This is a genomic window from Thiobacter subterraneus (genome assembly GCF_055379455.1).
Genome location: NZ_AP042402.1, coordinates 1584525 through 1607137, shown reverse-complemented (window position 1 = coordinate 1607137; position 22613 = coordinate 1584525). Strand labels below are relative to the sequence as shown.

General features: G+C 64.0%; 6 protein-coding genes. 2 read left to right on the top strand and 4 right to left on the bottom strand.

All coding sequences use genetic code 11. The features are described from left to right. Window positions 1–20: 20 nt before the first annotated feature. Complete coding sequence (locus ACZ42P_RS08030; protein WP_464897033.1) at window positions 21–19190, top strand: putative Ig domain-containing protein; 19170 nt, start codon at window positions 21–23, stop codon at window positions 19188–19190. A 323-nt stretch (window positions 19191–19513) separates the two neighbouring features. Continuing rightward, window positions 19514–20872: an HlyD family type I secretion periplasmic adaptor subunit gene (locus ACZ42P_RS08025; protein ID WP_464897032.1), complete on the top strand. Its 1359-nt coding sequence runs from the start codon at window positions 19514–19516 to the stop codon at window positions 20870–20872. Between the two features lie 6 nt (window positions 20873–20878). Here ACZ42P_RS08025 and ACZ42P_RS08020 read toward each other — a convergent pair whose 3' ends face one another. The 4 genes from ACZ42P_RS08020 to ACZ42P_RS08005 are packed head-to-tail and all read right to left on the bottom strand — an operon-like array spanning window position 20879 to window position 22606. Continuing rightward, window positions 20879–21364, bottom strand: coding sequence for a lysozyme (locus ACZ42P_RS08020; RefSeq protein ID WP_464897031.1), 486 nt, complete (start codon window positions 21362–21364; stop codon window positions 20879–20881). Further along, a complete protein-coding gene (locus tag ACZ42P_RS08015) occupies window positions 21349–21822 on the bottom strand; it encodes an HNH endonuclease (protein WP_464897030.1) in 474 nt (157 codons plus the stop codon). Before ACZ42P_RS08015 ends, ACZ42P_RS08020 begins: the two co-directional genes overlap by 16 nt. Further along, window positions 21822–22304 (bottom strand): hypothetical protein, encoded by a 483-nt coding sequence (locus tag ACZ42P_RS08010; protein ID WP_464897029.1) that lies wholly within the window; start codon window positions 22302–22304, stop codon window positions 21822–21824. Before ACZ42P_RS08010 ends, ACZ42P_RS08015 begins: the two co-directional genes overlap by 1 nt. Next, the gene (locus tag ACZ42P_RS08005; protein WP_464897028.1) at window positions 22301–22606 is read right to left on the bottom strand and encodes a DUF6127 family protein; all 306 of its coding nucleotides are present in this window, start codon (window positions 22604–22606) and stop codon (window positions 22301–22303) included. Before ACZ42P_RS08005 ends, ACZ42P_RS08010 begins: the two co-directional genes overlap by 4 nt. Window positions 22607–22613: the final 7 nt, after the last annotated feature.

Genomic DNA, 22613 nt, shown 5'->3' with positions numbered 1-22613 from the left:
ATATCCACGAGGAGACCGCAATGAACATTCTTGAAACCTACTACACCTATGCCAAGTTGTCACAAGCTGCGTATATCGACCTCAGTGGAGAGGCTACGCCAGGGGACGGGCAAACTATTGCGAACACAGGAAATAATCAAGGGAGGTTGCCACAGTTCCTTGGCAATCAGATGTTCATAGGTCCCGACGCCTGGACGATGCTCTCCCCTTACTACCGTAGTAGCGTTGCAACCGGCCACAGCGACCCGGCGAGCGGCTTCGCCGCGATGCTGTTGTCCAATCCCACTTATGGCAAGGTGCTGGCGATCGCGGGCACCGAACCCGGCCAGCCAGGCCAGACCGCCCAAGATCTGATCGAAGCCGACATCGGCCAAATCGGATTGCTCGGTGTGGCCTTCAAGCAATTGGTATCGCTGTTCAACTACGTGCAGGAGCTGAAAGCGCCGCAGGGTGCCACCAATGTGTTGCGGCTCGAAGTGAAGGTGACTGGCAGCCCGCCCCCGGCTGGGGTGCAATACGTGACCCAGACGGTGACGATCTTTCCCGCGTATGTCCAGTATTGGTGGCTCGAAGCCAAATATGACGGGATTGGCACGGGGGCGATCGCAGCCGGAGAAACGCTCACCGTCACCGGCCATAGTCTCGGCGGCCACTTGGCCGCTTTGGCGGTTGCCCTATTTCCCGATCTCTTCACCAATGCCTATACCTTCAACGCTCCCGGCTACAATCCCGCGACAACCGCGCTGCTCGCGCAAGCGCCGGGCGCCGATGCCGCACTATCGTTGTTTAGTCAATTCGGTGCAAGTCCGCTGGCGGTATCGAGTATCGTCAATCGCGTAACGACCTTGGAGAGCGAGGATGCCATCCCCGGCGACGACAGTGAAGGCGTGTCGAGCAATGCGACCGGCACACCGTTCAGCCCCGAGCACTACATCACCACGGAAAAGGTTACGCACGACATCGGCCACCTCATGGACGGCTTGGCCTTGCAGTCGCTGATGGGGCGGATGAACGCGGCGCTCACTCCCGAACAGGCCGGAGCCGTTCTCATGGCAATGACTGCGGGGACGGGAGAAACCTATGAGCTCTTGCTTGAGAAGCTCTATCGCACAATCAAAGGCGCGCCTATTACACTGGTTCGCACTGAGCCGGGGCCGCTCATGATCGACGGCGGCGACTTCAACATTCGCAATGCCTACTATGAAAAATTCCTCGAACTGGAGGCCGTAGTAAAGGCGAATCCGGCCTTGCAACTTGTCAGCCTTGCCACCGCCTCCCGCGACACCCTCGTCACCGAAGCCCAACGCACCGACGCCACTGGGCTGGCCTACCGCTACGCCCTCAAGGAACTCAACCCCTTCGTTGTCCTGGGCGCGGACTATGCCCCACACAACCAGAACGGTGAACTCGATCTGTACGATCCCGCCACTGGCACGGGCACCCTCACCACCCTCTACCTGCAAGACCGTGCCGCCTTCCTTGCCTGGAAAAACAAAACCTACACCGAAGACACCGACGTGGGCCGGGTTTACGACGGCAGTGCCTGGCACTTCAAGGACGAAGCCGGCGGTGCCGAGCTGTGGGTGGGCAACCCGTACGACGTGAAGCGCAGCCCGCAGTTGCGGCATCTCGTATTCGGCGGCGCGGGCGGCGACGCCCTCACCGGGGGTGACAACGCGGATCACCTCTACGGTGACGGAGGCAACGACACCCTCGAAGGCGGCCAGGGCAACGACACCCTCGAAGGCCAACTGGGCGATGACACCCTCAAAGGCGAGGATGGCCGGGATGCATTGATCGGCGGTGCCGGCAACGACACCCTCGAAGGCGGCAAGGGTGCCGACCGCCTCGAAGGCGGCGCGGGCAGCGACATCTATCTCCTCACCAGCGCCAACAAAGCCAACGACGTCATCCGCGACAGCGACGGCCTGGGCGTCATCATGCTCGATGGCAGCGTGCTCGACGGCGGCGATTATCAATCCCCCGGTGTTTGGCAAAAGGGCACCACCACCTACACCTTCACCCCCGACGCCACCGGCCGCGGCACCCTCACCGTCACCAGTGATGCCGGTAACATCACCGTCGAGAACTTCGCTGCCGGGGACCTGGGCATCGCCCTTCCCGACGCCCCCACCGTCACCCCGCCCCCACCCGAAGACCGCGTGATCCAGGGCGACCTTGCCCCGATCGACTTCGACCCGGCCACCCCCGGCGTGCAAATGCAAGTCGACGAACTGGGCAACGTCATCACCGACCCGGCGGTGAATGATCCAGACCGCATCGACACCCTCTATGACAGCACCGGCAACGACAAACTCATCAGTGCCGGCGGCAACGACATCCTCCACGCCGACCGGGGCGGCCACGACTGGCTCGACACTGGCAGCGGCGACGACCTGGCCACTGCCGGGGCGGGCAACGACACCGTGGAAGGCGTCACGGGTGCCGACCGCCTGTTTGGCGGCGCGGGGGATGACCAACTCTACGCCGCCCGCGCGGAAGCCATCGACAGTGCCATTGCCGGCGGCGAGACCGGTCCCGGCAGCGGCGCGCGCGGCGACTGGCTGGATGGCGGCGAGGGCCGCGACACCCTGGTGGGCAGCCTGGACCATGACGCGCTTTTGGGTGGAGAAGGCAACGACATCCTCATCGGCGGCCAGGGCGACGACTTCCTCATGGGCGACGAGACCGCCGACACCTGGAGCGACTTCAGGTACATGAGCGTCAATCCGGACTGGCGCATCACGCGGGAAGTGAGCACGCGGGCGGACGGGGTCACGCTCTACAAGCGCATCTACGCCGACGCCAGCTCCTGGGTGGACGGCGCGGGTGGGGCGGATGTGCTGTATGGCGGAGCGGGGGACGACTGGGTGTTCGGGCAGCTGGGCAACGACGTGCTGCTGGGCGGCATCGGCCAGGACGTGCTGTTCGGCGAGGAGGGCAACGACCTGCTGTACGGGCAGGAGGGAGACGACGTGCTCTCCGGAGACAGCATCCAGGACCGCGACGGTAGCGGTATTCCGGGCGGGCTGCATGGGGCGGACATGCTGGATGGGGGGGCGGGGAATGACGCGCTCTCCGGCAATGGCGGGGATGACAAGCTCTACGGCGGCGACGGCAACGACCAGCTATCCGGTGACGACGGCGTGACGCCCGGCAACTTCCACGGTAACGACTATTTGGAGGGTGGGCTGGGCAACGATTCGTTGTGGGGTGATGGCGGCAACGATGAGCTCTTTGGCGGTGGCGGCAATGACTATCTGGAAGGAGACGGCGCAAAACTGGCAGGCGACTTCCACGGCAACGATACCCTCGACGGCGGCGAAGGCGATGACAGCCTTTTTGGCGACGGCGGCGCGGACACGCTCAGCGGCGGCGACGGCGATGACTATCTGGAAGGAGACGGCGCAAAACTGGCAGGCGACTTCCACGGCAACGATACCCTCGACGGTGGCGAAGGCAACGACCGCCTCATCGGCGACGGCGGCGCGGACACGCTCAGCGGCGGCGACGGCGATGACCAACTGATAGGCGACAACGCCGCGGACGCCATGCTCGACCCGATCTATATGGGCAACGATGTGCTGGATGGCGGTATGGGCGCCGACAGCTTGTGGGGCGGCGGGGGCAATGACCAGCTCACTGGGGGCGAGGGCATCGATTATCTCGAAGGCGGCGAGGGCGACGATCTTCTCGACGGTGGCGCGGACAACGACACCCTCTTGGGCGGCAAGGGGCGCGACACTCTTATCGGTGGCACCGGCGTGGACTACCTGGCCGGCAACGAAGGTGCGGACGTCTATCGCCTGAATTTGGGCGACGGCACGTGGCCGGACATGATGGCGGACACCATCGAGGACACCTCGGCCGATCTCAACGTCGTCGAATTCGGTGCGGGCATCGACGCTGCCACGCTCAAGGTGGCGCGGACAGGGGAGGGGGATATCCAGATCGACTACAGCGCCCAGGACCGCGTGGTGATCCTGAACGGCATGGCCGGGGCGGTCCGCGAGTACCGCTTTGCCGGCGGTGAAAGCATGAGCTGGGCCAAACTGCTCGGGCGCACGCTCGACGACACAGTTACCTCCGCCACCAGTGTGGCGGGCGCCTACATCGCCGGCGGCAAGCGCGCGGACACCCTCAGCGCCACCGGGGGCACCAGCGTGCTGTCGGGCGGGCAGGGCAACGACACCCTCACCGGCGACGGCGGCGGCAACACCTATTTGTACGAACTGGGCGACGGCACTGATCATATCGTGGACACCGGCGGCCACGTGGATGCCAGCGGCAACCCCGCGCCCAATCGCATCGTGTTCGGATCCGGCATCACGCCTGACATGCTCACGCTGCACCTGGGCTCGCTGGCAATCCAGGTGGGCGCCGACCCTAACGACGTCATCCACATCGATAACTTCAACCCTGCCGACGTGTTTGCCAATCCCTCCATCGGCCTGTTCGAATTCGCCGACGGCACGGTGCTGACCTATGAGGAACTGCTCCAGCGCGGCTTCGATCTCGAAGGCAGCGAAGACGACGATGCGATTCGCGGCACCAACATCGCCGACCGCCTGACGGGAAATGCCGGCAACGACGACTTGCAGGGCGGGGCGGGCGACGACAGCTATCTCTACCAGCTCGGCGATGGCAACGACCGCGTGCTCGACGACGACACGACGACGGACAACCGGGACCGCCTGCGTCTGGGCGACGGCATCCACATCGATGAAGTCACCGTCACGCGCAACTACCACGACATCACCCTGACCTTCATCGACGGCGGCTCGGTCACCCTGATCGGCCAACTCGATGGCGAAGGCCGTGGCATCGAACAGGTGGAGTTCGCCGATGGCACGACCTGGCTGGCGGATCAACTGGCCGCGCGCGCCGAATTCGTGGCGCCGGCCCCGCAATACATCGAGGGAACGGACGGCGACGATGTCCTGACGGATCAGGACGGTGACGATACGGTCGTCGGCCGCTTCGGCAACGACGTCATCATTGCCGGCCGTGGGGATGACCGCCTGTATGGCGCCTATACCTACGACGCCTGGTGGTCGGGCAATGGCGGCGGCGAGGGTTACGGAGGCGGCGAAGGGTATTACGGAGGCGGCGAAGGCGGCTACGGCGGCGTCTTCGCCGACGATGACGAACTCCACGGCGGAGCTGGCAACGACTGGCTGGACGGTGGTGATCGCGCCGACCGCGACACGCTCTATGGCGGCAGCGGCGACGACAGCTACGTGTTCCGGCGGGGCTCCGGCGACGATCTGGTGGTCGAATCCGACGACATCCACAATGCCGACCGCATCGTTGTCGAGGGATATCGGAATGAAGTACGTTTCGAACGGGCGGGCGATGACCTGCTGGTGCGCATCGTCGACACGGAGGATCGCCTGACCATTCGGAGTTTCTTTGCCGATGAAACGGCGGTTGTCGAGTTCTTCGATTTCTACGATGGGAGTTTCTCGGCGGACGAGGTGCGTGCCGAGCTGCTCCTCGGCACCGAGGGCAACGACAACATCATTGGCTATGCGACGGACGATACCTTGTCCGGCGGCGCCGGCAACGATCGCCTCGATGGCGGCGACGGTTCGGACACCTACGTTTTTGCGCGCGGCGACGGCCGCGACGTCATCGCCGACAGCGGAACGGCGGGCGAGGATGTGCTTCGCTTCGACGCGGACATTCTGCCGGCCGATGTGGCGGTGACCCGCAACGAATCCGACTTGCTGCTGGTGCTGCGCGGCAGCGGAGAACGCGTGATCGTCGAGGGCTGGTTCGGCAACACCGGGCCGAGCATCGAATCCGTGGTCTTCGCGGACGGCACGGTCTGGTCGCCGGCGGAGCTGACGGCCTGGGCCCTGGCCCCGGTGGCGCCGAGCGGCGGGGATGACTTCCTGGTCGGCAGCGATGCGGACGACGTGATCGACGCCGGGGCCGGCAACGACGAAATCCACGCCCTGGCCGGTAACGACCGTCTCAGCGGCGGCACGGGCAACGATCTACTCTGGGGCGGATCGGGCGACGACACCTACGCGTACGTGCTTGGCGACGGCAGCGACATCATCGCCGACGAAGGCCGGGACGATACCGACATCCTCAGCCTGGGCCACGGCATCGATCCGGAACAGGTGGTCGTCAAGCGAGATGCCGCTCACCTCTATTTGCAGTTGCCCGATGGCGAAACGATCACCGTCGAGAACTGGTTCGTCGATGCGGCCAACCGGCTGGCAGCGGTGCGATTCGCCGATGGGACGACGTGGGATGCCGAAGCCATCGAAACGCTGGCGAACACCCCGAGCGATGGCGACGACTTCATCGTGGGTGATAGTGCCGACGATTTCATCGACGGCCTAGCCGGCGACGACGTCATCCAGGGTTTGGACGGCAACGACACCCTGGTCGGGGGCACGGGATCGGATCTGCTCGACGGCGGACGCGGCGACGATGTCTATGTGTTCAACGCCGGGGACGGCAGCGACCGGGTCGTGGACATCGAGGGGTATGACAGCCTGCGCTTTGGCGATGGCATTGCACCGGAAGACCTCCAGGTGTTCGCCGACCCCGGCGGCGCCATCGTGCTGCAACGCTACGGCACCGAGGACCGGGTACGCATCCCGGCCAGGGTCTCGAACCAATGGGGCGATATCAGCGTGCAACCGCTGATCGAATCCATCGAATTTGCCGATGGCACGGCATGGACGGCGGACGATGTGGCCGCCTACGCGATGACGAAACCCACGACCGGCAGCGACTGGCTACGCGGTTCCGATCGCTCTGAAATCATCGATGGTCTCGGCGGCAACGACTATGCGAGCGGCGGCCAGGGAGACGATCGCTATGTGTTCAAGCGGGGCTACGGGCAGCTGACCATCAGCGACAACGATTGGGACAATGGCGGCGGCGATGCCCTGATGTTCGGCGAAGGCATCGCGCCCGATGATCTGGTCGTGCGCCGCGAGTATGACAGTCTGGTCCTCGAGGTTGCCGGCACGGATGACCGCGTCCGCGTCGAATCCCAGTTCAGTAGCGGGAACACCGGCAATCGCATCGAGCGTTTCGTGTTTGCCGATGGTACCGAATGGAATCTCTCGGACGTCGAATTGCGCCTGGCGGTGCCCGAAGGCACGGCGAGTTACGACCATATCTATGGATCGGGGCGAAACGACACCATCAATGGGCTTGCCGGCGACGACTGGTTGGAAGGCGGCGCTGGTGATGATGTGCTGGACGGCGGCACCGGTGCCGATCAAATCGAGGGCGGCGATGGCAACGACACGCTGATCAGCGGCGCCTCGACGGCCAGCGATCTGGAGCGGGAGGGCAATTACAGGTGGGGCTCTTGGTACAACAGCGCCCACGACCGGCTCGCGGGCGGCGCCGGTGATGACACTTACGTCATCAATGCCGACAGCGGCTATGACCAGATTTCAGACGCAGAGGGTACCAACCGTATCGTGCTGGGCGCGGGGCTGTCGGCTGAAAACGTCATCATCTCGGCTGCCAGCGGTTGGGGGCATTTTGGCCAGACGGAGATCGATTTTGGCTCGGGCGCCGTCTATGTCGATGCGGGCTCGCGCATCGACCTAATCGAGTCGGCCGACGGCGTGGTCATTACCGCCGCCGACTTCGATCGCTATCGCTTGACGTCGACCTCGGGCACGTCCGATGCGGACGTGCTGACCGGTACCCTGGGGCCGGACAGCATCTACGGAGGCGACGGCAATGACGTGATTCACGGCGGTGCCGGGCGCGATTCGCTGCGCGGCGGTGTAGGTAATGATCGCCTGTTCGGCGATTCCGGCGACGACACCATCGAGGATGGTGAGGGTGATAACTTCATCGATGGCGGCGCCGGCAATGACACGCTGAGCGGGCGGGGCTACCTGTCGGGCGGAGCGGGCGATGACGCCCTCAGTGGCGACGGAATTCTGGACGGCGGCGCCGGCAATGACCGCCTCAATGTCAACAGCGGCGCGGTGATTTTGTTCGGCACGGGCAGCGGCAACGATGTGATCGAGAACGCAGCCTATGCCCAGGGCTTTGTCGTCCGCACCGATGTAGAAGCGACCGAGGTCGAGATCGTCGGCGGCTTGCTCGATGGCCTGGAAGTGCCGCTGACCCTGCGTATCGTGGCCACCGGCGAAACTCTGACGGGCATCAACGGTGCCGCCAGCATTGTCTTTGCCGATGGCAGCGTCTGGTCGGCCGCGGACATCGCGGCCCAAACGCGGATGCCGCAACCCGTCGCAACCAGCGGCAATGATACTTTGTTGGGCAGTGCGGGAGACGACCTGCTTGCCGCCGGCGGAGGGGATGACCGCGTGGCGGGTGGCGCGGGTGCGGACGTCCTCGATGGCGGCGACGGCAATGATCAACTGACCGGAGGCGCTGGCGACGACCAGCTTTTTGGTGGGGCAGGCAGCGATACCCTGAATGGGGGCGATGGCAACGACGTCCTCGACGGTGGCGCCGGAAATGATTACTACGAAGGCAGTGCCGGCATCGACACGATCCGCTTCGGCCGGGGCTCTGGCTACGATACGTTCAGCGGGGGAGTCGATGGCGCGCGCTCACCGCTGACCATTATTGAAATGGGCGCGGATGTGCTGCCCGGGGACATTTCCGTCGCACGCATTGGCGCCTCCTTGCAGTTCTCCGTGACAGGCAGCGCTGACACCCTCAACATGAGCTATTGGCTGGCTCAGGCACAACCCGCCTCGGCACTGGAAGTGCGCTTTGCCGACGGCACCGTGTGGCATACCGATGCCGTGCTCTCCATGCTGCCCGAAGGGCTGGGCGATTTCCGCGACAACACGCTGACCGGAAGCAACCAAAGCGAGACCATCGAGGGATACGGCGGCAACGACGACATCTCTGGTGCTGCAGGTGGCGACTATCTGTCTGGCGCCTCGGGCGACGACCGCCTCTCCGGCGATGCCGGCGATGATTATCTGAGCGGCGGAGACGGCGCCGACGCGCTCTTTGGCGGCGATGGCAATGACCAGCTCGACGGAGGCAACGGTGCGGATGCCTTGTTTGGCGGTGACGGCAACGACACCCTGAATGGTGGTTCGGGCGCCGACCTGCTGGACGGCGGCGCGGGTAAGGATGTCATCTATGGCGGGGATGGGGGTTATTACTCGGAAGCCTCGGCCGACATCATTGTGCTCGGCTTCGGCAGCGGCGAGGACACGCTGGCCAGCAGCGATAGCCGCGATGTGATCCAACTGGGCGACGGGGTGCGCCAGCAGGACGTCGAGATCAAGGTATCCGGCAGTGAACTGCAGATCCGTCTGGCGGGCGGCAGCGACACGCTGCGGATTTCCGGATGGACGTATGCTTCGGACAGAGTCTCGACCCTGCGCTTCGCGGATGGCAGCGAACTCGATCTGCGGGCGTCACCCTCAGGCGTCGTGATTGGCAGTGAGGCGGCAGACACCATCACCGACGCCGAGGCCAGCCCGTTCGACGACCGTCTGTACGGGCAAGGCGGCAATGACACGCTCTACGGCGGCTATGGCGACGACGTGATCCACGGCGGCAACGGCAATGACTTCCTTGCCGGGGGTTATGGCCGCAACGTGCTCGATGGTGGTGCTGGCAACGACACGTATTACCTGACCGGCGGCAGCGACACCCTGGTGTTCGGCTTCAACGCCGGGCAGGATTATTTCTACGGCAGCTACTCCGCTTACCAGCCGCAAACCATCCGCCTCGAAAGCAACGTCCAGCCCGGTGACGTGCTGATCAAGGATGTGTGGTTCAACGAGAACGGCGGCAGCTTCTCGCTGGGTCTCAAGGGATCTCCCGCCACGCTGAGCGGTTTCCAGATCGAGCTGGATCAGGATGGCAACCCGACCATCGCCAGCCGCCTGGTCTTTGGCGACGGAACCGTCATCGAGGGCAAGGATGTGTTGCAAACCTTGTACCGTCCGGCAGCCACCGCAGGCAGCGACTATCTGGTGGACACGAGCGGTGATGATGTCATCGACGCGGGCGCCGGCAGCGATGTGGTGCTGGCCGGCACCGGTGACGACCGGGTCTTCGGCGGCACCGGCAATGACACTCTGAGCGGCGGCAGCGGCCGCGACTATCTGGATGGTGGCGCGGGCGCGGATCGGCTGCTGGGCGGCCGGGGCGATGATGTTCTCGTGGGCTGCGCCGGGGACGACACTTTGATTGGCGGCGAGGGGCGCGATATCTATCGCTTCGAAGCCGGCTTTGGGCGCGACACCATTCAGGTGCCGAGCAACGCGGGGTTGCTCGACGTCATCGAATTCGGCGAGGGGATACGCCCGGAGGATGTCGTCGTATCCAGATTCGACGAAACCGCTTCCCCCTGGCGGCGCTTCCTCGTTCTTGACGTGCCGGGTTCTGGCAGCCAGGTTCGCATCGAGAATGGCTGGGCCACTGGCTACGGCAGCAGCGGTTCAGCGCTCAATCTTGCCGGCATCCGCTTCGCGGATGGAACGACATGGCAATCGGCGGACATCGCTGCCCGCTTGCTGGTGGCAACGTCCGGCAATGACAGTTTGCAGGGATCGACCGGCAGCGATTACATCGCGGCGCAGGAAGGTGACGACGTCATCAATGGCGCCGAAGGCGATGATGTCCTGCTCGGTGGCGTGGGCAATGATTTGATCGACGGTGGTGACGGCAAGGATCGACTGCAAGGCGGCGATGGCGACGATCAACTGACCGGCGGCGCGGGAAGCGACCTCCTGCAGGGAGGCCGTGGCCAGGACATGCTGATTGGCGGCAATGGTAGCGATGTGTACCGATTCGAACGGGGCGACGGCCAGGACGTCGTGGGCGACTTTGGTTTCGGGCTCAAGGATGTCGATACGATCGAGTTCGGCGCCGGCATCACGCCGGCCGATGTGTCGCGAGAAATCGTCGACGGCAGCCTCGTCCTGCATATTGCCGGGGGAGACGACTCCATCACGATCATGGGCTTTGATCGCCCGTTGATGGCGATCGAGCGTGTTCGTTTTGCTGACGGCACCATTCTTGACCCCATTACGTGGGCCGCGCGCAGCAATGACCTCGTTGTGAACGTCGGCGACGGTCTGCGTGAGGTCGCGGGCGATATGCGCTATGACAGTTTGCGCTTTGGTGCAGGCATCGACCCCGACACGGTCACTGCAAGCCGCGAGGGAGCCGATCTGGTGGTGCGCAGCGGCGCCGATGGCGTGCGTTTCACAGCCTGGTTCAACGACTCGGTGAGCCAGCCGGTATTGCAAGCACGTTTTGCCGACGGCACGGTCTGGAGCGCCGAGGATCTTTCTCGCCGGGCTTCCGCTTTGATCGGCACGGACGGCGCCGACTATCTGGTGGCCGGCGCCGGCTTCCCGGCCCATGTTTCCGGCGGCGCGGGCAACGATACGCTGGTCGGCAGCCATGGCGACGACGTCCTGATGGGCGGCGACGGCAACGATGTGCTGATCGGCGGCATGGGCACGGATCTTTTGGTGGGAGGCGACGGCGACGATCTGTACATCGTCGATGACTTGAGCGAAGTCGTCGAACTGCCCGGCGGGGGCAGCGACACGGTTCGTCTCACCACGACGCAAGACATCATTGTCACCGGCGAAATCGAGAATTTCGAAGTGCTCGGAACGGCGCCGGTCAAATTGATTGGCAACGCGGCGAACAACCGGCTCGTGGGCAATAGCGCCAACAACCGGATCGAGGGCGGCGCCGGCAATGATATCCTGGACGGCGGCGCCGGCGCGGACACCCTGATCGGGGGCGCGGGCGACGACCGCTACGTGGTCGACAATGCTGCCGATACCGTTGTCGAGCTGGCCGGCGAAGGCAACGATACCGTTGCGGCCGCCATCAGCTGGACGATCACCGCCGGCAGCAACATCGAGAATGTCGAACTACTGGGCGAAGCCAATCTCAATGCCACCGGCGATGAAGGGGCCAACGTCCTGATCGGCAATGCCGGCCGTAACGTCCTCCGCGGCATGGGCGGCAACGATACCCTGGATGGCGGCGGCAACGCCGACGTCCTCTATGGCGGTCAGGGCGACGACCTTTATCGGGTCGACGATGCCGGCGACTCTGTGATCGAACTGACCGGCGAAGGTCACGACAGCGTTCTCGCCACGGCAAGTTTCGCGCTCCCGGAATTCGTCGAGGATCTCACTTTGGGCGGTTCGGCGAATATCGACGGCACCGGCAATGCCGGAGACAATCGCATTCGCGGGAACGCAGGCGACAACACCCTGGCAGGCGGTGCCGGCAATGACCTGCTCGATGGTGGCGCCGGCAACGATACGCTCTATGGCGGGGCCGGCAACGACAGTTATGTGTTTGGGCGCGGTTACGGCCAGGACCTGGTCCTTGAAAACGGCGCCGCCTCGGCGGGTGATCGTTTGCTACTGGGCGCCGGTTTGGCGCCGACCGACCTGCTACTGCGCCGCAACGGCGACGACCTGTTGATCTCCGTACGCGATACCAGCGACCGCCTGACGGTGCGCAACTATTGGCAAACCGCGAGCCTGGTCGAAACCATAGAATTCGCCGATGGCACGACTTGGGGACAGTCCGAAGTCGAGGCTGCCTTGGCGGCGACGCCGGCCAACACCGATCCGGAGGTCATCGCCGCAGCGGCCGACCAGACGGTCGATGTCGGGCACAGCTTCGAGTTCAGCGTGGCGGACGTGTTCGGCGACCAGGATGCCGGCGATGTGCTGATTCCCAAGGTGACCCTGGCCAACGGTGACCCGCTGCCGCGCTGGCTGAGCTTCGATGCGGTCACACGCACCTTCCGGGGAACGCCGAGTGAGGGCGATGTCGGCACCATCAGCATCGTCGTGCAGGTGTCGGATAGCGCCAATCGCGTGGTTTCCGACCAGTTCGACCTGTCCATCCGTAACCCGAACGACACCTCGCCGATCGTGTTCCGGCCGCTGGCCGATCAACAGGGCCGGCAAGACCAGGCCTTGTCCTTCAGCCTGCCCGAGGATGCCTTCAAGGACTTCGATGTCGGCGACACGCTCTCCTACTCCGCAACGCTGGCCGGGGGTGCCGCCCTGCCCAGGTGGCTGAGTTTCGACCCGGTACGGAAATCGTTCTCCGGCACCCCGGGCAAGGACGATGTGGGCACCTTGGCGGTTGCAGTCACGGCGCGCGATTCGCGCGGCCGCACGGTGAGCGACGTCTTCGACATCGTGGTCGAGGACGTCAACGATCCGCCACGTGTTCAACGACTCGTCACGGACCAGATTGTCTGGCAGGGGCAGTCCATCGATGTGGCCTTGCCCGCAGACCTGTTCGTCGACCGGGAAGGCGATCCCGTTTCCATCCAGGTTACCCTCGCCAACGGAGATCCTCTGCCCGCTTGGTTGTCCTACGACCCGGACACGGCCCGCATCAGCGGGACGACGCAGAGCGACAGTGTCGGCATCACGACGATCCGGATCACCTGCACCGACAGCCACGGGCTGGCCGCATACGAGGATTTCGATGTCGTCGTGGGTGACGTCAACGATGCGCCGGTTCTGACCGCTGCGGTGGGCAATCTAACTGCCCGGGAAGGCCTGGGCGCAGTACTGAGTTTGCCGACGGGCTTGTTTACCGACCCGGATCGCGGCGACACGCTGACCTACAGCCTTGAACGCCTGTCAGCGCCTACGTACGCCAAATCCAGTTTCACGCTGGATTCGACCAACGGTGCCTTGACGCTGCGCTCGACGACGCCCAACAGCTATTACGGCCCATTTGTCTACAGCAGTCTGGATTACTGGGATATCGGTACTTGGACATTCAAGCTCACGGCGGAGGACCGTCTGGGCCTGAAGACGAGTACCGAATTCACGGTCGATGTGCAAGCTGCCGGCATCAACCATATCCCGGTGGTCGCAACGAGTCCCAGCCAGCCGTGGAATGTTTACGGCCAGGTCTGGGACGCCAACCGAGGTGTCTGGCAGTGGAGTTACGCCGAACAGAAATCGGTGGTCGTGACCATGGGCGACAGCATGCACGTCAGCCTGCCGAGCTTCGTCGATGTGGATGGCGACCCCCTGAGCATCTCCATCCTTCCCCAAGGCTCAGCCACTGCCGATGGATGGGTTTACAACTCAGGCACGGGTACTCTGCAATACCAAGGCGCTGCGCCGCTTCCGCGCAACCAGGTCTTCGACATCATCGCCGACGATGGTCGCGGCGGCCGCTCGCTCACCAAGTTCACCGTGGTGGCCAATCGCAAGCCGGTCATCGAGGACATTCCGGAAATCGTGGTGCGCGAGCATCAGGCCTTCTCGATTACGCTGCCGGATTCGACGTTCTCCGACCCGGACGGTGACGCCGTCTCGACCATCGGGAGTGCTATCCAAACCTACAACCCGTTGAGCCGGCAGTACGAAACCCTGGCCTACTACAACCCCTCCACCAAAACCATCCTCGGTCAGGCAGGTGATTTCGGGGTCGGCACGTTCTACCTGACGCTGACGGCATCGGATTCTTTCTCGGCCGGCGGACGTGAACCGGATGGCGACGCGAATGCCTGGGTCCCGAACCCGACCAAGCAGGTCAAGATCACCGTTCTCAACGAATACGACGCGCCACGCCTGGTGGCACCGTTGTCTGACCTGAGCGTGCAAGAAGATCAATCGCTCTACCTCAGCACCAGCAATGCCTTCTACGAGGTGGACAGGGACCAGACCCTGCGCTATTCGGCAAGTCTGAGCAACGGTGACCCGCTACCCGCCTGGCTGAGCTTCGATTCGGTCACAGGCGTGCTCTCCGGCGTGCCGCGTACCGATCAGGTCGGCAATTATTCGATCCGGATCACCGCGACTGACCTGGTCGGCACCAGTGTTGCCGACGATTTTGATCTTGCCGTGACCCTGGCCCAGCGCAATCACGCGCCGCGGCTGGCGATGCCGGTTGCAGACCAGATCTATCGACGCGACCAGACCTTCTCCTTCCAGTTGCCGCGCAATACCTTCAGCGATATCGACACCGGCGATACCCTGAGCTACCGTGCCTTGCAAGACAATGGCAGCCCGCTGCCCAGCTGGATCCAGTTCGATGCAGCCACGCTGACCTTCTCGGGTCATGTGCCCGCCGGACAACGGGCGCCGACCGAAATTCGCATCGTGGCGACCGACTCCAAGGGCGCGGAAGCCACCGATGTCTTCTCGATCGGCATCGACGAAAAGACCTTGCCGCCGGTGGTTTCCACGCCAGTGGCGGACCAGATCGCGCTCGAAGATGAGCCGTTCGGCCTGAGCCTGCCCGCCAGCGTGTTCACCGATCCGGAGCCCAGCGGCGGCTTGACGCTATCGGCCACTCTTTTGGACGGCCGGCCTTTGCCTGCCTGGTTATCTTTCGATGCCGCCACCGCCACGTTCTCGGGAACGCCAGGCAATGGTGATATCGGCGCCCTGCAGGTTCGCATTACCGCGACCGAGCCGGACGGCGGCACCGCCTCGGATATCTTCCAGTTGACCGTGCAGAACGTCAACGATGCGCCGGTGGCCACAGGAGAAAGCTACACACTGGACGCCAATGGCGTGCTCGATCTGGCGAGCGAGACCTTGCTCGTTAATGACTACGACATCGATCCGACCCACGACCCGCTGACTATCAGCGCGGTCGGCAATGCCGAGCACGGCTCCGTCGAATTGATGGCGGACGGCCGCGTGCGCTTCATTCCCGCACCGGGCTATGCCGGGAAAGCCGGATTCTCCTATACGGTCAGCGATGGCCAAGGCGGTAACACCACGGCCCATGTCCAAATCGATGTTACACCCGTGCAGGTCGCCAGCGCGCCAGTGGCGCTCGATGGTGACATTGCCTTGGCGGAAGACTCCTCACGCATCCTGACGGCGGCGGACTTTGCTTTTGCCGATCCCGATGGCCCCGACGCGCTGCAGGCTGTCGTCATCGTCGCGGCGCCGGTGGCTGGACGCCTGCTCCTAGATGGCGCGATAGTTGCCGACGGCACAGTCGTCCTGCGTAGCCAACTCGATGCGGGTCTGCTGGTCTTCACGCCGGACGCGGATGCCCATGGCGCCGCCTACGGCCGCATCGAATTCCGCGTGGACAACGGTCTGGTTTCTGCAAACGCAGGGGTTCTCACCCTGGATGTCGATCCGGTCAACGACGCCCCGCAGGCGGTATCCGACAGCGCATCCATCGATGAGGACGCCGCGACTCCGGTGACGGGATCGCTGTTGGCCAACGATCGGGATGTGGACTTGGGAACGAATCTCCAGGTCGTCGCGGCGGGTACTTATGCCGGTCGCTATGGCAACTTGGAGCTGAACGCCGATGGTAGTTACAGCTATGCCCTGGATAGTGGTTTGGATGAGGTTCAGGCCCTGGCGAGCGGCGAAATCCTGACCGAAACCTTCACCTACCGAGTCACCGACGGTGCGGCAAGCGATGGCGCGGAACTCTCCATCCGGATCCATGGGCACAATGATCTGCCCGAGGTCCAGGCCGACGAAGGCGTGATCAGTGAAGACGACCATGCGGCCCTCGAGTTGGATCTGCTCGCCAATGATCGCGACATCGATCACGGCACGACGCTGCGTATCGCCGATCCGGGGTCACAAACCGGCAGTTACGGCCGTCTGGACGTGGCGCCGGACGGCACAGCCTCCTATCGTCTCGACAATGGCAATTCAGCCGTGCAGGCGCTGGGCACCGGAGAAAGCCGGGTTGAGCGCTTTGCCGTCATGGTGAGCGATGGCGATGCAAGCGTGGTCAACGAAATCACTATCGTGGTTCAGGGTGTCAACGACGCGCCCGAGACCGTCGACGATGCTGCTTTCGTGTCTGCAGGGACGAGCGGCACGGCGCGAGGCAATGTTCTGGCCAACGACCGGGACATTGATGAAGGCACCGTATTGGCGGTTGCCTCCCCTGGCGTTCAGGTCGGCCTGTATGGCACGCTGACGATGGCTGTCGATGGTTCCTACAGTTACGCGCTCGACAGCACCTTGCCAGCAGTCCGGCAACTGGGCGCGAACGAGACGAGCAGCGAAACCTTCCTCTACGAGGCCAGCGATGGCCTGGCGCGTACAACCGGTACGCTGCGCATCAATGTTGCCGGCAGCAACGATGTACCGGTGGCAGCCGACGATCATGCCGAGACTGTGGAGGATGCAGTGATCTCGGTCAGCGGGAACGTTTTGTCCAATGATCAGGATGTCGACCATGACAGCATTCTGCAGGTGGTGGATGCCGGCAATCGGGTAGGCGCCTACGGCCGGCTAGAGTTGGGTGTCGACGGCACTTATGCCTATGCGCTTGACAATCAGTCGGTCGCAGTTCAGTCGTTGGGTGCCGGCGAGCTTGTCTCTGAGACCTTCAGCTACACCGTCAGCGACGGCCTTGCGTCGAGCAATGCCACCCTCGTCGTGCAGATCGTCGGCAGCAACGATGCACCGGTCGTGGTCGCCGATACAGGAATGATCGGCGAGGATGCCCTAACGCCGCTGCAGGGCAATGTGCTTGATAACGATAGCGATGTCGATAATGGCGCGGTCTTGCGAGTCGGTGATCCGGGTAGCCGCGTCGGCAGTTACGGGACTTTGGAACTCGCGGCCAACGGCCAATACACTTACCGCCTGACCGACAGCATCGCGGTGCAGTCGCTGGCAGCTGGTGAAGTGGCGCATGAGGTCTTCAACTACACGGCTAACGACGGTGTGGCCAGTACTGTCTCTGTGCTTGACCTTGCCGTGGTCGGCCAGAACGACACCCCCATCGTGACGCGCCAGATCGGCGAACAATCCGCGCAGAGCGGCCAGGCGTTCAGTTTTCGGTTTGACGCCGACACCTTCACTGATGTCGACGAGGGTGACACCTTGGTGTACTCGGCGACCTTGGCCGATGGCAGCAGCCTGCCCGACTGGCTCGCCTTTGATGCGGCCACCGGCACTTTCAGCGGCACGCCAGCCACGGCAGGCAACTACACCCTGCGGGTCACTGCCACCGACCAGGCGGGTGCCTCGGCCAGCCAGACCTTCGCGCTGACTGTCGAGGACGGCAACCAGGCACCGGTCACCACAGCAGATGCCGCCAACGTGATCGAGGATCGCAAGCTGCTGGCCTGGGGCAATGTGCTCGCCAACGACCGCGATCCGGAAGGCGCGCGCCTCTCAGTGGCCGACCCCGGCATCCGGCGCGGCGAATATGGCGTACTGACCCTGCTGTCCGACGGCACCTACACCTATGTGCTCGACGATTGGCTGCCCAAGGTGCAAGGCCTGGGCGCGGGCGAGACGGTGACGGAGACCTTCAACTACCTCGCCAGCGACGGTAATGAGCGCAGCAGCGGTGCATTGATGGTGGCTGTGCAGGGCACGAATGATGCGCCGCAACTCGTTCGCCGTCTTGCGGACGTTCAACTCGCCAGGGGCAAGGCGTTCTCGTGGCAGCTGCCCGCAGGCAGCTTCCGTGACGCCGACCGCAACGACACGCTGCGCTACACGGCCACCCTGTCCAATGGCAAGCCGCTGCCGAGCTGGCTCAAGTTCGATGCCGCCACGCAGACCTTCAGCGGGACGGCTCCGGCCTCGGCCCGGGGCAGCATCGATGTGCGCGTCACCGTCAGCGATGGCCATGGCGAGTGTTCGACCGCCTCGGACGATTTCAAGGTGAGCTTTGGCAGCGAGACGGTGGTGCCGACCGCCGCCAAGGGCAACGAAGGCGTGGGCAACGGCGCGGATGCACCGCCTCCCGGACACAGCGCCAACCTCAATGACGGGGCGGCTACTTCGCCCGGCCAGCCGGATCGCAAGCACGGCAGTGACCGTGATGATGACCCCTTGGTGCGCTTCCTCGAGGGGTTCAAGCGTGATGACAAGTCCGGCCAGCCGCACCATTGGAGCTTGCCTCTCCTGGATCGCCGCTGGTTCGAGCAATGGGGCGAGCCGAGCCAAGCCTACGGGCAGACTGGTCAGGGCCAGGTCGATCACGATGTGGAGCGCCACTGGGCGGAACTGGCCCAGGCCCTGAACCGGCTCGATGCCGAACGGCAGGGCGCGCCTGCGTGGAGCCATGCGAACCAAGGAGCCAATCTCTCTGGCTTGGTGGGCTGGCTGCAGGGCGGTGGCCATGGCGCACGCGGCGGTGTCGATGCCGTGTCGCTGGCCTGCGCGGGCACCCAACTCAAAGGCTTCGCCGGCCTGCGCGAAGGGGTGCGCGAGCTGGCATGGTGACGCCGAGAGCCAAGCCATGGCGCGGGTGCTGATCGCGCCGGCAGCGGGTGAGTCCTTTGGACGGCGCGCCCGGTGCCGGCGGCTGGCGGATGCGGCGATCGCCTACAAGGAAACCATGGTATTGGCACCGGTTCGAATGCTTTCTCACCCCGCGGCCTGTCCTCGGCTGGTTTGCTGGTGTTCGCCCCAGGCCTTTGCAAGCTCATCCCAGCGTGGGATCGAGCAACGCCTGGTTTTCACTGAGACCAGGTTTCTCAACGGCTGGAGGGCGGATTGTATCCAACCTGTCTAGCTCTCCAGGAGAGCCTCTCGTTATGCCTGCATTGAACTCCATCGCACGATACGTTTCCAGCGATCCTCGGGATTTTTATCCGCCCTTGATTCGTCTGCAGCACAGCGCGCCGCATCCGCAGGGGCGGCGGGTGCTGTGGGCCATCCTGGCGCTGGTCGCCTTTCTTATCCTTTGGGCGCTGCTCGGCCGGCTGGATATCGTGGCGGTGGCCGACGGCAAGCTGGTGCCGGCCAGCTATCTCAAGATCGTGCAGCCCTCGGAAGCGGGTATCGTCAAGGAAATCCTGGTGCGCGAGGGCGAGACGGTACGCGCCGGACAAACCCTGATGCGCATGGATGCGCTGATCACCGAGGCTGATCTCACCGCCATCACTACAGAATATGCCCGCAAACGCCTTCAGCTTGCCCGCATCGACGCTGAACTCGCGGGCAAGCCTTTTCAGCCGGACGTTCAGGCTCCGACGCAGCTTCTGCGCGAGGCCGCTGCGCAGTATCGGGCCAACCGGGACGCCCTGGCCGCTGCGCTCGCCGAGGAGGGCAGTCGCATGGCCAAGGCGCAACAGGAACTGGCGGCCGCGCGCCAGCAAAAGGAACGGCTGGAGGCCGTGCTGCCTCATTACCGCGAACAAGACAAGGCCTACGAAAAACTGGTCAAGGACGGCTTCGCCGGTGCGCTCATGGGCTCGGACAAGCGGCGTGAGCGTATCGAGAAGGAGCAGGAGCTGGAAACGCAAAAGCACCTGATCGCCTCTGCCCAGGCCAGCATCGACCAGTCGCACAAGAAACTCAAACAGATCGAGGCCGACTATATGCGGCAGTTGCACGCCGAGCGCTATGAGACGCAGGCGCAACTGGACAAGCTCGCCAAGGAACTGGAGAAGCAGCAACACCGGCGCGAGCTTCTGGAGCTCAAAGCTCCACAAGACGGGGTAATCAAGGAGCTGGCCACGCACACCGCTGGCACCGTGGTGCAGCCGGGCACCGTGTTGGCCAGCCTTGTGCCTCGTGAAGAGAGACTCAAGGCCGAGGTCTGGGTCTCGAACGAGGACATCGGTTTTGTGCGGCCGGGGCAGACGGTCAAGCTCAAGTTTGCTGCCTATCCTTTCCAGAAGTACGGCATGGGACACGGCACCGTGGAATATGTGAGCGCCGATGCCCAGAGCGAAGAAGAGGCGCGTGACAAAGGTCTGCAAGGGGTTGGGCCACGCCTGTTGCGCTATAAAGCCCTCATCGCGCTCGATGCAAACGCGCTGGAAATGGATGGCGTCAAATACCCATTGTCGGTGGGCATGCAGACCACGGCGGAAATCCTGTTGGGTGACCGCACGGTGGCGGAATACCTGCTCTCGCCGGTGCAGAAGGCCTGGCACGAGGCGGGGCGGGAGCGGTGATCCGCATCAGTCCAGGGGCCTTCCGCTTATCAGCAGTACCGACTCGGCTGCTCTCCGCGCCACCAGGCCCGGAAGCACCTTTCCTCCGCCATAGACCCAGCGTCGCAGTTCACTCGCGGCGGCAGCCCAATCCCGCTGGTTCACCCGCCGCCGCAACGTCGAGGTCTGCAGCCGCCCCGCTCCGAGGTTGAACGTGAAGTCCACGATGGCGGCGAGCCGCCCCTCCGGCTCGGTTGCCAACACCGGGCAATAGCGCAACGTGGCGGCGAGCGCCACCCTCAGATCCTGGGCGAGGTAGGCCTCGGCCTCGTCTTCCGTGATCGGCGGGTGTTTTAGATCGCACAGGTGCCCATAGCCGATCGTCGGATAGCCGGCCGGGCAGATGTATGGATAGGCGCGACTAGGATCGTGTTTGGGCACGCGGTGAAAGCCCTCGAAGCGCTTCGCAAGTTCGATGGCTTGAGGCGGCACGCGAATCACACGTGCGTCCATCGTTCATGCCTTTTGATCATGCCGATTGCCGCTGGCGTCACGCCGAACCGTTTGGCCAGAAGTGCATAGGGTTCAGCGGCTGCCCGGATCTGCGCGACCTGCAGCCGCGTCAGACGCGCGGCGCCATTGCGTTCACCCGCATTCCTTGCCGCTCGGCCTTTGGCAACCATATCGGCGGCGTTGTCCCGGGCAGTGCCGAGAAACAGATGACCCGGCCGAACGCACCTTGGGTTGTCGCAGCGATGGCAGACTTGCAACCCTGCTGGGATATGCCCGTAAGCCAGCTCGTAGGCCACACGGTGCGCACGTAGCTGCGCACCATCCTTGCGCTTGATGAAGCCATATCCCTGCTGGCAGGTGGCACCTGTCCACAGCCAACATCCGGTGTCTGGATCGAAATCGATCTTCGTCAGGAATCGCCAGCGAATCGGCGTCTCGGGTCTTCCGGTGCGCGCCATCACAGACCCCCTCGCGCCTTCTCCAGCGTCCTATTCAGAAACCAGTAGTTCAGGATGCCTGCGAGCAAGGCCTGATCCGCCTCAGACCACGCCGCCAACAGCGCCGGCCCGAACCCCACGCCCGCCTGCACCGAGCCGATGAAGGTCGAGAGCTTCACTCCGGCGTACATCAGCACGAAGAGGTAGGTCACCACCGGCCTGACCGTGGTGGACAAGGCATCGGCCCACTTGACACCCGAGGGCCTACCCTGCGCCGTCACCGCCTCGCGCAACGCTTCGATGGCCCCGGTGTTCCATGCTGCGTCGGCGCTCGCTCCGATCTCGGCCATGCGCTGCGCGCCGCGTAGCTTCTCGAACTCCAGCGCCTTGTCCTGCATCGCCAGTTCGTGGCCGCGCTCACCCTTGCGGTCGAGCCACTTGAGGATCTCGGGTGCCAGACGGAAGGCCCCGCCGAGGAGCCCGCCGAGCAAGGTCTCGATCATTGGCCGCCTCCCATGAGCTTCAACTTGATGGCAGCGCCAACGAGCAACGCGGCCAGCATGCCGGTGGTGATGAGCTTGACGATGGTCTGCCACGCCGTTCGGCGGGCATCGCGCCAGGCTTCGAGCAGATCGCGCAGTTCGCGGATGTCACGAGCCGCACGACCGTTCTCCAAGCCGAGATGCGCGAGTACGCGCTCCGCTCCGCGCTCGGCGGCACGGTCGAGCAGTTCGTCGAAGTCCTCACGGCGCAAGAGGAGCATGGTCTCGACGAGCGCAGGCGGTTGTCGTTCGGGTTCGGTCATGGCAGGT

What these genes read in the sequence shown, in the direction of transcription:
- ACZ42P_RS08030 (WP_464897033.1), top strand. Translation starts at nt 21, where the DNA reads ATGAACATTCTTGAAACCTACTACACCTATGCCAAGTTGTCACAAGCT.
- ACZ42P_RS08020 (WP_464897031.1), bottom strand. Translation starts at nt 21,364, where the DNA reads ATGGACGCACGTGTGATTCGCGTGCCGCCTCAAGCCATCGAACTTGCG.
- ACZ42P_RS08015 (WP_464897030.1), bottom strand. Translation starts at nt 21,822, where the DNA reads ATGGCGCGCACCGGAAGACCCGAGACGCCGATTCGCTGGCGATTCCTG.
- ACZ42P_RS08010 (WP_464897029.1), bottom strand. Translation starts at nt 22,304, where the DNA reads ATGATCGAGACCTTGCTCGGCGGGCTCCTCGGCGGGGCCTTCCGTCTG.
- ACZ42P_RS08005 (WP_464897028.1), bottom strand. Translation starts at nt 22,606, where the DNA reads ATGACCGAACCCGAACGACAACCGCCTGCGCTCGTCGAGACCATGCTC.